Annotated in this window: 12 protein-coding genes; 10 read left to right on the forward strand and 2 right to left on the reverse strand. The window is 61.8% G+C overall.

Going from position 1 to position 12,539, the window contains the following annotated elements:
- Nucleotides 1-385 precede the first annotated feature (385 nt).
- The 9 genes from G7Y51_RS06210 (at nt 386) to G7Y51_RS06250 (ending at nt 8,598) form a co-directional block, all read left to right on the forward strand.
- The gene (locus G7Y51_RS06210; protein ID WP_165175629.1) at nt 386-1,186 is read left to right on the forward strand and encodes a cytochrome c3 family protein; all 801 of its coding nucleotides are present in this window, start codon (nt 386-388) and stop codon (nt 1,184-1,186) included.
- 7 nt (nt 1,187-1,193) lie between these two features.
- On the forward strand, nt 1,194-2,486 hold the full coding sequence (locus G7Y51_RS06215; RefSeq protein WP_241160154.1) for an electron transporter RnfC: 1,293 nt from the start codon (nt 1,194-1,196) through the stop codon (nt 2,484-2,486).
- Nucleotides 2,483-3,445 carry an RnfABCDGE type electron transport complex subunit D gene (locus G7Y51_RS06220; RefSeq protein ID WP_165175631.1) on the forward strand — a complete coding sequence of 321 codons (963 nt, stop codon included), beginning with the start codon at nt 2,483-2,485 and terminating at the stop codon, nt 3,443-3,445. The genes G7Y51_RS06215 and G7Y51_RS06220 overlap by 4 nt, the downstream gene beginning before the upstream one ends.
- Complete coding sequence (rnfG, locus tag G7Y51_RS06225; protein ID WP_165175633.1) at nt 3,442-4,017, forward strand: RnfABCDGE type electron transport complex subunit G; 576 nt, start codon at nt 3,442-3,444, stop codon at nt 4,015-4,017. Before G7Y51_RS06220 ends, rnfG begins: the two co-directional genes overlap by 4 nt.
- A gap of 64 nt (nt 4,018-4,081) precedes the next feature.
- Nucleotides 4,082-4,759, forward strand: a complete 678-nt coding sequence (locus G7Y51_RS06230; RefSeq protein ID WP_165175635.1) for an electron transport complex subunit E — start codon at nt 4,082-4,084, stop codon at nt 4,757-4,759.
- Nucleotides 4,760-5,159: 400 nt separating this feature from the next.
- Entirely contained in the window at nt 5,160-5,735 is a 576-nt protein-coding gene (locus tag G7Y51_RS06235; RefSeq protein ID WP_165175637.1) for an electron transport complex protein RnfA, read from the forward strand.
- 260 nt (nt 5,736-5,995) lie between these two features.
- Complete coding sequence (gene rnfB / locus G7Y51_RS06240) at nt 5,996-6,922, forward strand: RnfABCDGE type electron transport complex subunit B (protein WP_165175639.1); 927 nt, start codon at nt 5,996-5,998, stop codon at nt 6,920-6,922.
- A gap of 12 nt (nt 6,923-6,934) precedes the next feature.
- Nucleotides 6,935-7,444: a hypothetical protein gene (locus G7Y51_RS06245; RefSeq protein WP_165175641.1), complete on the forward strand. Its 510-nt coding sequence runs from the start codon at nt 6,935-6,937 to the stop codon at nt 7,442-7,444.
- Nucleotides 7,445-7,545: 101 nt separating this feature from the next.
- Entirely contained in the window at nt 7,546-8,598 is a 1,053-nt protein-coding gene (locus G7Y51_RS06250; RefSeq protein WP_165175643.1) for an FAD:protein FMN transferase, read from the forward strand.
- Nucleotides 8,599-8,664: 66 nt separating this feature from the next.
- On the opposite strand, the gene G7Y51_RS06255 is transcribed toward G7Y51_RS06250, so the two are convergent.
- Nucleotides 8,665-10,014 carry a sugar transferase gene (locus G7Y51_RS06255; protein ID WP_165175645.1) on the reverse strand — a complete coding sequence of 450 codons (1,350 nt, stop codon included), beginning with the start codon at nt 10,012-10,014 and terminating at the stop codon, nt 8,665-8,667.
- Nucleotides 10,011-11,162, reverse strand: coding sequence for a glycosyltransferase family 4 protein (locus G7Y51_RS06260; protein WP_165175647.1), 1,152 nt, complete (start codon nt 11,160-11,162; stop codon nt 10,011-10,013). Before G7Y51_RS06260 ends, G7Y51_RS06255 begins: the two co-directional genes overlap by 4 nt.
- A 337-nt stretch (nt 11,163-11,499) precedes the next feature.
- Here G7Y51_RS06260 and G7Y51_RS06265 point away from each other — a divergent pair, with 337 nt between their 5' ends.
- Nucleotides 11,500-12,522, forward strand: coding sequence for an NAD-dependent epimerase/dehydratase family protein (locus G7Y51_RS06265; protein ID WP_165175649.1), 1,023 nt, complete (start codon nt 11,500-11,502; stop codon nt 12,520-12,522).
- The last annotated feature ends 17 nt before the right edge of the window (nt 12,523-12,539 follow it).

Below are 12,539 nucleotides of genomic sequence, written 5' to 3' on the forward strand. Positions count from 1 at the left end.
TTCTTCCGGACGCTGGAGCAGATTCACTTTGAAAATGCTCTAACGCTGTCGCCAGAGCGTTTAGCTCATTTCATGAGCAAAACGCTCTCTGCCGCTGTGCACGACACGGGGGAGGAATCCGTATTGCATATCGCGCTTCATTGAACGCTCAAACAATTCAGCGGGCAACCAAGCGCGCTCTTTTTCTTTCACGGCAGGCGGCTCGTGAAAAATAGAGCAGCAAAAAAAGATTCTAACGTGCCTTCCCAAAAGGAAAACTATTTGATAAGAAGGCTGAGAAGTCTCAACAAAGTGCGTCCAATGCACGGCACGATCTGCATCATGCCGTATACGTTGTGCGGGCGTGAGGCATGTTTGGGGGGGCTTAGCGAAGGAGTGCAAGACGTTGCAAAAGCGGTATCTGCCCATTGCGGTGTTGACTGTGGTTCTGGCGGCGGTGGCTGCTGCGGGCTATCTGCTGCCGGAACCGCGCGAGGCGGCGCCCCGGCGCGTGCTGCTGGATAATGCCGGCGGCCCGGTGGTCTTTCAGCATGCGGATCACGCCTTCCAACTGAAGATCCCCTGTCAGAAATGCCACCATGAAAGTCCGGTGCAACGTGAAAACGTCCAACGCTGTGAATCCTGCCACGGAATCGCCGTGAACGCGGCTTTCAAAAAAAATCATATTGTCGCCTTCAATGACAATGCCGCCTGCGCCACCTGTCACCATTATGAGCTTGGCTCCAAAAAGTGGGGGCACAAAAAGCATCAGGAAGACTACGGCCTGGATTGTCGCGAATGCCACCACAAAAATACCGAAATTGAGCCTGATCCGCAAAATTGCGCCGACTGCCATGAGTCCGGCGCGCCCACCAGCAAGAAAGCCGAGGAAGGCACGCCGCCCAATCTGGCCGATGCCGTGCATGCTCGCTGCCTGACCTGCCACGAAGAGATGTTCGCGGCCAAGGCCAGGGGCTGCGCCCAATGCCACAGTCAGAAAGCCGTGCGCGACATCCTGCCCGAAGAGGGGCTCGTCAGGCTCAATCCCATGTTCACCAACTGCGCCGTCTGCCACGGCCTGCCCGCGGAAAAGCTGATCCCCGGGCGTATGGACGCCTACCACACCTTGTGCATGGGCTGCCATGAAAAGGAGAAAAAGGGGCCCTACGGCAAGGAACAGTGCGCGCAATGCCATACCAGCAAGTGAGGCGGGGATGAAAGAGTTATTCCAGATGTTGAACGACCCCCGTTTCCATTTGCTCTACGGGGTGACGCAGCGTTTCAGCACAGGGCCAGAGCCCCGGCTTGTGCGGCTCAACCGCGAAGGCTTCAAGCTGGTGGAAGGCGTCAAGAAAAAGACCCTGGTCTATCCCCGCATGCGTCTGGCCGTGCACCCCTCGCCGCAAAAGGGCGATGCCTTTTCCCCCATTTTCGGGCAGATCACGGAAATCAGCGAGCGCAGTATTTTCGTGGAGGCCGTGGAGCCCGATGAGAAACTGCGACAGGCCGCCGACGCCGTGGAAAAAGTGGATCTTGCGGCTCTGCCCGATCGCGGCGCGGATCTGGCCAAAATTCTCAAAGGATTGGGCCTGAACACCCGCTCTCTGGGCCAGGACTGCAAGACATTGATCATCAACGGTCTGAATCCCGATCCCGGCGTGGCCTGGGCCGAGCCCATGCTGCTCACCCATCTGGACAATCTCAAGGCCGGGCTGGACGTGCTGCGCCGTCTGTCTCCGGCGGAAAAGATTTTACTGGCCGTGCCCAAGGAAATGCGCCTGCACTATCACGATATTGAGGTGGTCCATGTGCCGGCCTGGTATCCGGCCAGCGTCAACGCGCTGGTGATCAAGGCCGTCACCGGCAAGGAGCATCCCGATGGCGTGGGCATCGTGGGCCTGCACAATGTCTGGAGCCTTGGGCGCGTGGCGCGCACCGGCCTGCCGCTGATCGAAACCGTGCTGACCCTGGGCAGCTACACGCATTCGGGCAATTATATCGTCAAAGAGGGCAGCACGCTCGGCGAGCTGCTGCACTTTGCCAACATTGAATTGCGCAACGGCGATACTCTGGTGCGCGGCGGCCCGTTGCGCGGAGAAAGCCTGGACAGGCTCGATCGCAGCGTCACCAAGGGCTCCACTGGCGTCTTTGTGGTGGAGGCGGGGACCATTCCGCCCATGGAGGGCCACAGCCCCTGCATCAATTGCGGCGCCTGCGTACTGATCTGCCCGGCCCGTCTGAGCCCCAGTTTTCTGAGCCGCAATGCCGAGTTCGCCCTGCACGAGCGCAACCGCGCCGAGCATATCGACTGCTGCCTTGAATGCGGGCTGTGCGGCTATGTCTGCATTGCCCGGCGACCGGTGCTGCAATATATCCGCCTTTCCAAATACAAACTGGCCCAGGCCGACGCAGCGGCCAGACTCCGGGAACTTCAGATCGCCGCGCCGCAGAGCCCGATGGCGAGCGCGGCCGCGTCCCCGGCCGCCGCCGCGCAGGGAGGTGAATGATGTCCGCCGCAACGCCGTCCGTGCTTCTGGCCATGAGCGCCCCGCCCTACTGGCATTGCGGGAGGACCATCCGCAAGACCAGTTTGTACATGCTGGCGGGCCTTGCCCCGGCCGTGCTCTCGGCCCTCTGGAACTGGGGTTTGCCCGCGGCGCGGGTTATGGCGCTGTGCGTGACAGCGGCCGTGCTCACTGAGGCCCTCTGCCAGAAAGTCATGGGCCGCGAGCTTTCCATAGACGATTTCACGGCCGTCAACTCCGGCCTGTTGCTGGCCTTTCTGCTGCCTGCCGCCGCGCCCTGGTGGCTGGTCATGCTCGGCGCGTTCGTGGCCGTGACCCTCGGCAAAATGGCCTTCGGCGGCCTGGGGGCCAACCCGGTGAACACGCCTTTGACGGGCTGGGCCGTGCTCTTCCTCTCCTTCCCTCTGCTCATGGATCCCAACGCCATGCAACTGGCCACGGATTTTGTCGATCCTCTGGCACGGCTCAAATATTTTGGCGCGTCTGCCGCGGCCGCCGTTCCTTTTCAGGATCTGCTGCCGGGCAGGCAAATCGGGGGCCTGGGCGCGAGCCAGGCAGGCGCGCTCTTTGTGGGCGGCTCCTTTCTGGCCGCGCGGGGGATTGTCCGCTGGCAGATCTCCCTGGGCTTCTTTCTGGGCGTGGCCGGTCTGGGGGCTCTCTACCATATGATGGATCCGACGCTCAATGCCTCGCCCTTTTTTCATCTCTGCACCGGCTCGGTGATGCTGGGCGGCTTCTTTCTGGCCACGGAACCGGCCAATGCTCCCTCCAGGCCGCTGCCCATGTTCATTTACGGGCTGCTCGGCGGGGCGCTGGTGATCATCATCCGCAAATACGGGAGCTATGTGGACGGCACGCCCTTCGCCATCCTGCTGATCAATCTGCTGACCCCTTATCTGGATATGATCCGTCCCAAACCTTTTGGAGCGCGCTCGTCATGATCGGTATGCTGCGAATGGTGGTGGTGCTCTCGGTCCTTTGCGGGCTGTCCGGCTTCGCCCTGTCGTATTTGAAAATGGTCACTGCGCCGCGCATTGAGGAGCAGGTGCTCACCTATGTGCAGGGTCCGGCCCTGGCGCGGGTTTTCAGCCATATCCAGAATTCCCCCATAGCCGACCGGCGCGCCTTTGACTCGCCAGACGGCAAGGTCATGGTCTTTCCGGCCTTGCGCGACGGCACTCTGGTGGGCGTGGCCCTGGAAGAAAAAGGAAAGGGCTATGGCGGCGAGATCGGGGTCATGGTGGGCTTTGATGTGGGCAGCGATGCTCTGGCCGGCATCGGCATCACAACCCTGAAGGAGACGCCGGGCCTGGGCATGCGTGTCACGGAAGCGGCCTTTGCCGGGCAGTTCTCTGGCGCGGGCCTGCCCGTGGCGCTTGCGTCGCAGGGGGGCAGCATTGATGGCGTTTCCGGCGCGACCATTTCCTCAGGCGGCGTTGTGGCTGCCGTGAACAAGGCCGCCAGGGTGTACAGCCAGCTCAAGCCGGAGATTCTCAAAGCCTGGGGCAAGTAAGCGGGCCGCGCGGGCAGGCCCCGCTCGCCGCCGTGTGCGCCGCCCTTGCCAGATGGAGGCAGTCATGACCGTGATGAAGGAATTTACCAAGGGGCTCTGGAAAGAGCTGCCCCCGTTCCGCCTGGTGCTGGGCCTCTGCCCCACCCTGGCCGTGACCAATTCGGCCGACAACGGCCTGGGCATGGGCCTTGCGGTTATTTTTGTGCTGGTGCTCTCCAATATGCTGATCTCTATGGTGCGCGGCATTATTCCGAAAAAAGTGCGCATCGCCTGCTTTATCGTCATTGCGGCCTCTCTGGTGGTGGCCGTGGAGCTGCTCATGCAGGCCTATGCGTATCCACTGTATCAGCAATTGGGCATCTTTGTGCCTTTGATCGTGGTCAACTGCATCATCCTTGGCCGGGCCGAAGCCTTTGCCGCCAAAAACGGCGTGGCCGGGTCCGTGGCCGACGGCCTGGGCATGGGCCTGGGTTTTACGCTCTCCCTGACTTTTCTGGGCTCGTTGCGCGAAATTCTGGGCAATGGCACCTGGTTCGGCCACAGCGTCATGTGGGAAAACTTTGAGCCGTTCCGTATCATGGTTCAGGCTCCGGGCGCCTTCATCTGCCTGGGCCTGATCCTCGCGGGCATGAATGTGATCAATGTCTGGCAGGCCCGACGCAAGGGCGCGCAGGCTCAGGCCATGAACCAGGGTTGCGGCGGCTGCCGGGCCTGCGGCCTGGGCGCGCGCGAGGAGCAGTAGAGCGTTTTGCTAATGGAATTAGCTAAACGCTCTGGCGACAGCGTTAGCTGGCGCCCGCGCCGAATGAGCGTCCAGACCGCGTTGCGGTAGCCGTTAGCAAGCTTTGCTTGCTTACGGATAGCGACAGCGGTTGCGTTGGCTGGCTGCCGCAGTAACCAGTTGCTGTCTTCATCCGTAGCTTCCTTCGTCGCAACGGCTGAAGCCTGGACGCGAAATGATGGCAGCGAAGTGATTGAAAATGAATATTTTCAATCAGAAAATGCTCTAAGCATGGCGGCGCGGGATCCGATCCGCAGTGCCTGTTTCCGGGTACGGCCGCGCCTGCGGCACGCGCGCTCTGAACAACGGCATCACGGCTATCTGCCCCGGGCTTGTACTCCATAGCGGCAAGGAGCGGCACATGGAAGTTTTTGCGATTTTTATTTCCGCCATTTTTGTCAATAACATCGTCCTGGCGCAGTATCTGGGCAACTGCCCGTATCTTGGCTGTTCCAGGGAAAAAGGCGTGGCTCTGGGCATGGGCGGCGCGGTGATTTTCGTGACCCTCGTCGCCACGCTGTGCACCTGGCTCATGCAGCGCCATGTGCTTGATCCGTATAATCTGGACTATTTGCAGACCATTGTCTTTATTGTGGTTATCGCCTCTCTGGTGCAGTTTGTGGAAATGTTTCTGAAAAAAGCCGTGCCCCCGCTGTATTCGGCGCTGGGCATTTTTCTGCCGCTGATCACCACCAACTGCGCGGTGATGGGTGTGGCCATTCTGGTGCAGCGCGAGGGTTTTGATCTGGTTGATTCCCTGCTCTGGGCAGCGGCCTACAGCGTGGGCTTCACTCTGGCCCTGCTGCTGATGGCCGGCATCCGCGAGCGCCTGGACACCTGTCGCCTGCCCAAAGTCATGGCCGGAACGCCCATTGCCCTGATCATGGCCGGGCTCATGTCGCTGGCCTTCATGGGCTTCAAGGGCATGGGCCAGTGACGCCCCCCGCGCGCCGTTTTTTTGTTCCGCCCGGCGGCGGGCGCGAGCCACGGCCTGAAGTTTTGGCCTGAAGCTTCGCCTGAAGTTTCGAAAGACGCTTGCGGAGAAGGAAAAGAGGACTATCTGACAAGTACGCATTGTCACGTTGCAATGAACGTCCAATGGCGTTTGCGCCCACTGAAGCAATGCGCAACGCGCTTTCGCCGATCTGGCCGGGAGCGGCGTTTTTCCGGTAATCTGTTCCAGCCGAGGATGCCGTTATGGTTGTTGTCTCCATTCTGACCCTGTTGGTCCTGGGGCTTGCGGCCTCGATCATTCTGGCCGTGGCCTCGCGGATTTTTTACGTCAGGGAGGATCCCAGGGTGGAAGCCGTGGTGGAGGCCTTGCCCGGAGCCAACTGCGGAGGCTGCGGTTTTGCCGGGTGTGAAGGGTACGCCACTGCGGTTGTGAACGATCCGGCGATTCCGGCCAATAAATGCTGCGCCGGCGGCGCGGAAACGAGCATTGCCGTGGGCGAGCTCACGGGCAAGACCGTGGCCGAGGCCGAGCCTCTCTATGCGCTGCGGCGTTGCGACAAGCTGAGCGGCAAGGTGGCCCCGCGCTATGAATATCAGGGCATGCCTTCCTGCGCGGCCGCGGCCTTGATGCGCGGCGGCACGGACGTTTGCGTGTATTCCTGTCTGGGCTTCGGCGACTGTGTGCAGGCCTGCCCCTTTGGGGCTATGCAAGTGCGCGACGGCCTGGTGCGCGTGGATCCGGGCAAATGCACGGGCTGCGGCGTCTGCGTCTCCGTCTGCCCGCGCGGGGTGCTGGAGCTTACGCCGCAACGGGCCAGAGTCGCCGTGTACTGCAATACCAGAGACAAATTGCGCGCGGTCATGGATGTCTGCAACGTGGGCTGCATCAAATGCGGCAAATGTATCAAGGCCTGCCCGGCCAGGGCCGTGCGCCTGGAAGACGACCGCATTGTCATTGATCAGCTCCAATGTCTTTCTTACGGACCCATCTGCGAACAGGCCTGCGTGAGCGCCTGCCCGCGCCACATTTTCCGGGACACCCGCGCGGCCGGCGCGTTTGAGACCGCCTCCGGCACGGGCCAGGACGCCGGAAGCGCGGTTCGCGTCGCGGCTCCCGAAACGGCGCGGGCGCCTGAGCAAAATGCGGCCCGGCCCCAGATCTATGGGTAGGAGGATTTTATTATGGCGCGTCAGAACACCACCACGGCTACGTCCACCCCGGTATACGATCCCACGACCGGCCGGCTGAATCTGCATCCGGCCGCCAATTTGGAGGAGCTGCAGGCACAGATTCAGCAGGCGCTGGACGCGGGATTTGGCGTCATTGACGCGAAGATCGCGTACGCCATTTTGCCGCAGAACCAGCGTAATGAGCCGGATTCCGTCCAGATTGCGTGCGACAATTTACAGAATGCTATCGTCGCCGTACAGGGCACGCTCGCGAACATGAAAAAACGCACCGGGGTGTCCTGTATCTATAATGTGCTGGACGGGCGCGACTGCCACCATGTGAAGTGCGAAAGGATCGCAAGGCGTCTGGAGAATTCCAAAAAATTGTCGGAGTTTATCGACACGACGATGGGGCAATGCATGACCCGTACCGGGGATGCGGGATTGGGTATCCGCGAGAGCCGCAACGGTAAGGAATACACCTGCGACCGCCGCCAATACGTCGCTGTTTCTCAGACGTAGCAGCATGATAATTGCATTGGTGTGGCTGGCACTTGTTATAACAGGAGGCATGATTTTTGCGCGATACAGAGTCTGAAATCATGTCGCAAGCCGGAGGCAGCATGTCGAAGCAGTATAGCCGTCGTTCTTTTTTGCGCGCCGCGTTTTTGGGAGGCGGCGTTCTTGCGGCCGCATCTCTGGCGCCTGCGCTGCTGCCCATGACCGCCCGCGCCGGCGCAGGCGCGGCGGACACGGGGCATGTTCCCCTGACCCGGACAAGCCTGTTCATGGGCGCCATTGTCAGCCTCAGCGTGGCCAATGCCCCGGCGGCGCAGGCTGAAGAGGGCATGGGCCGCGCCTTTGCCGTGGGCCGCGGACTGGCGGACGTGTTCAGCCGCTTTGCCGCGGGCTCGGCCCTGAGCGCGCTCAATGCCGCGGGATCTCTGGCGGATGCGCCGCCGGCGCTCATGGCCCTGCTGGAGCGCGCCCGGCGCATGGGCGTGGTGACCAACGGCGCTTTTGACGTGACCGTGCTGCCCGTGCTGCGTCTTCTGGAGGCCGGGCGTAATCCTCAAGGCGTCATGCGCCTGGACGCCGCCGAAATGCGCCAGGCCCTGGAACTGGTGGGCGCGGATCATCTGCGTTGCGGCGCGGGCCGGATCGACTTTGCCCGCGCAGGCATGGGCGTCACCCTGGACGGCATTGCCAAGGGGCATATTGCCGAGGCCATGTCCCGGGAGCTTGCGGCCGCGGGCTGCCCGGATCATCTGGTCAATGCCGGAGGGGACATTGTGGCGCGCGGCCGCAAAGCGCTGGATACGCCCTGGCGCGTGGCCGTGGAAGATCCTCAGAAGCGCGGGCGTTTTCCGCAGATCGTGGATCTTGCATCGGGCGGCGCTATGGCCACTTCCGGCGGCTATGAAGTTTTTTACGACGCCGCGCAAAGGCACAATCATCTGGTCAGCCCGGCCACGGGCCAAAGCCCGGCGCTGGCCGGAGTGACCGTGACCGCGCCCGACGGCCTCACGGCCGACGCGCTGGCCACGGCCCTGGCGGTCATGCCTGCGCGCGAAGCCCTGCAACTGGCGGATGCCCTGCCGGGCTGCGCCTGTTGCCTGTTGCGCAAGGACGGCCTCATGCACGTTTCAACGCGCTGGCCGGGCCGGGCAGCCTAGAGCGTTTTTTGATTGAAAATGGATATTTTTAATCAAAAAATGCTCTAATTTCATTAGCAAGCCGCTCTAGCGCGCGCCCTTGGGAAAGAGCACCACGCCCATTGTTTTAAAAATAATATGAATATCCAAGAGGATAGACATGTTTTTGATGTAATAGAGATCGTATTCCAGCTTGCGGCGGGCGTCCTCTTCTGACGCGCCGTAGGGGTAGCAGACCTGAGCCCAGCCCGTGAGACCCGGCTTCACGGTATGGCGCAGGCTGTAATAAGGGATATCCTGCTTGAGTTTTTCCACAAATTCCATGCGTTCGGGCCTCGGACCGATGAAGCTCATGTCGCCCTTGAGGATATTCCAGATCTGAGGCAGCTCGTCGATGCGCACTTTGCGGATGAACCTGCCGAAGCGCGTGACCCGGCTGTCATGCGCGCTGGCCCAGACCGCGCCGTTTTTCTCCGCATCTTCGCGCATGGAGCGGAATTTATAGACCGTGAATTCCTTTTCATACAGGCCCACGCGTTTTTGGCGGTAGATCACCGGCCCGGGCGATTCCAGGCGCACGATCAGGGCCGTGAGCAGCATGATCGGCGTGGCCGGGATCAGCAGCACCAGAGAGATCAGCACGTCCAAAGCCCGCTTCAGCCGCCGCAGCGAGCCGCGCGTGTTCAGCGAAAAGCCCTCGGTCTGCAACAGCCATTCGTCGTTGATCTGCGAAAGGGGCAGACGCTGCACCACATGTTCGTAAAAGGTGCGGATGTCCACCACCATGCGGCCGCACAGCTTGGCTTCCAGCAGCTCATGGGCGATGTCGTCGTCAATGGGCGCGTCGGGCAGCAGCAGAATCATGGTGGCTTTCTTTTCCCCGGCAATCTCCAGCGCCAGGAAGGGCGGCCCCAGGCAGGGCCCCGCGTCCGCGTCCTGGCCCGGTTCGCCCACATAGCCGAGGATCCTGGCCTGGGGCAGGCCTTCGGCCAGCAACTGCCGCACCTTGCCCGCGCGGTCCACGCCCACCAGAAGGATGCGCAGGGGATGGGTCAGCCGGTCCGCATTGCGGTAATACAGCCAGCGCCAGCCCAGGCTGAAGCAGAACGAGAGCGCAAAGAGCAGCAGCAGGGTTTCGCGGTCAAAGCGCCAGTGATCAAAGGCATAGGAGGCCGTGGCCGAGGAAATGATGCCCAGCACGCAGGCCACCAGCACCCTGCCCGTGGTTTCCTTGAAATCTTCCAGGCCCACGCTGTACGCGTCAAGGATGTAGAAAAAGAGCATGTAAAAAAAGATGGTGAACAGCGAGGCGCCCGTATAATCCTGAAACACGCTCAAATCCGGCGCAATGGTGGTCACGCCGGTGATGGTCAGGGCCAGCAGCAGGCAAAAAATATCCAGGGCCTGCAAAAGCCCCCTGCGATATGTGCTGATCATGGTCTGTCCTCTTGTTCGGGAGCGGGCACATGCATGTCCCGCAAGATCCGCGCCGCCACTTTTTCGGCGTCGAATTCGGCCAACGCCAGTTTGCGCCCGGCCGCGCCCATGCGGAGAATAGCCGCGGGCGTTTCTATGAATGTCCGCATGGCAGCGGCCAGGGCTTCGGGATCGCGCGGCCGCACCAGGCGGCCGTTGACGCCATCGCGCACCACTTCCCGGCAGCCCGGCACGTCCGTGACCACAGCCGCGCGGCCCATGCTCATGCCCTCCATGATCGCGGTGGGCGTGCCCTCGCGCCAGGACGGCAGCACCAGCACATGCGCGGCGGCCACAAAAGGCCGCACGTCGCGCGTTTCGCCCAGGTATTCGATGCTGCCCTCATCCTGCCAGGCTTTGACCTGCGCAAGGCTCACGCTGCCCAGGCCCTGCTCCGGCGGCCCCAGCACCTGAAAACGGGCTTCAGGATGGCGGGTTTTCAGCAGGCGCGCGGCCGCGGCGTATTCCGGCAGGCCCTTGGCCTCCAACAGGCGCCCCACCAGGAGAAAGACGGCCGGCCCGGCCGGCGGCAGCTTGGGAAAGGGCATCTCGGCAAAACGCCGGACATCCACGCCGGTGCCGCGCGCCGTGAGCACGCGCGCGCCAGACTGCAAAATGCCCGCCTCGCGGAAGGTGCGGATGTCGTCCTGATTCTGAAAGAAAACGCCTTCCGCCTTGCGGAGCGCCAGGCGGTACAGGAGCACGCTGATCCGGTTGACGCATTTTTTGAAAAGGCTGCCGCCTTCAAAGGCATAGCCCAGGCCCGTAATGGTGGCGTAAATGTGCGGCACGCCTGCCCGGCGCGCGGCCATGCAGCCGTAAATGACCGGTTTTATGGTGGAGGCAAAGAGCAGATCCGGTTTTTCCCGCTGGAAAAGCAGCCTGAGCGTCGCAAAGGTGTGCAAATCCCGCAAGGGATTAAGGCCCTTGCGATCCAGCTCATAGTGCAGCAGGCTCGCGCCCAGCGTTTCCAGATCGGCATCCGCCTGCGGATCGCCGGGCGGCGCGCAGCAGATGACCGTATGCCCGGCCCCGATCATGCGGCGGATCAGCACGCTCCAGAAGTTGGCCAGAGCGCGGGCCTGGTTGCCCAGGACAATGATTTTCATGCCTCTCTTTCTCCCTTGGGCCGGTTTTGGTTTCCGGCAAACGCAACGTACGCGCTCAAGCTATAGCACCAGAGACCGGGCCTGAAAAGAGGCGCGCCGCCTCCCCACGCGGCAGAGGGAGGGATTCGCCTTTGAGATGATTTTCGTAAAAAATTCATTGTAATTTTATATGGTTGAGAAAATAATTTTACTCTGAAAGTGAAACCTTCCGCGCCGCTCCCGACTTTACAGGCCGCGCCTTGCGGGGTACAAAAACAGGATTCGCGCCTCGCCCTGAAACATCAGGGCCCGGCCGCGTCTCCATCAACATGCAGCACACAATGAACAGGACGCAATCATGAGCGCGTATGCAGCCTTGTGCAAAACCATGGCCGCTTCCCCCAGCCGCTGGCTGGTGACGGGCGTGGCCGGTTTTATCGGTTCCAATTTGCTGGAGCATTTGCTGAATCTGGGCCAGACCGTCGTCGGGCTGGATAATTTTCTCACCGGCTACCAGAAAAATCTGGACATGGTGCGGGATCTGACGGGGCCTGAGGCCTGGAGCCGGTTCACCTTCATTGAGGGAGATATCCGGGATCCGCAAACCTGCGCCAGAGCCTGCGAGGGCGTGCAGCATGTGCTGCACGAGGCGGCCCTGGGCTCTGTGCCGCGCTCCATTGACGATCCGCTGCTGTCCAACAGTTGCAACATAGACGGCTTTTTGAACATGCTGATGGCCGCGCGCGACGCCAGGGTCGAAAGTTTCGTCTACGCGGCCTCTTCCTCCACCTACGGGGACTCGCCCGAACTGCCCAAAGTGGAGGACAATATCGGCCGCCCGCTTTCGCCGTACGCGGTGACCAAGTATGTGGATGAGCTGTACGCCGACGTCTTTGCCCGCTGTTATGGCTTCAACAGCGTGGGCCTGCGCTATTTCAACGTCTTCGGCCAACGCCAGGATCCGTACGGCGCGTATGCGGCGGTCATTCCGCAGTGGTTCGCCAGTCTGCTCAAGGCTGAAACCGTGTATGTCAACGGCGACGGCGAGACCAGCCGCGACTTCTGTTATATCGACAACGTGGTGCAGGCCAATCTGCTGGCCAGCTTTGCCGGCGAAGAAGCCCGCGGCAAAATCTATAACGTGGCTTTCGGCCGGCGCACCAGCCTCAATGAGCTTTTCGCGCTGATCCGCGAGGAGGTGGCCCGCCATCTGCCCGCCGCGGCCACGGCTCAGGCCGTGCACCGTGATTTCCGCGCCGGAGACGTGCGCCATTCTCTGGCCGACATCAGCCGGGCCCGCACGCTGCTGGGCTATGAGCCGCGCTTTGACGTGCGCCAGGGCCTGCGCCTTGCCGGGGACTGGTACGCGGCCAACTTGTAGCTGACGGATCCCGCAGG

This window comes from Desulfovibrio sp. ZJ369, from assembly GCF_011039085.1.
GTDB lineage: Bacteria > Desulfobacterota > Desulfovibrionia > Desulfovibrionales > Desulfovibrionaceae > Desulfovibrio.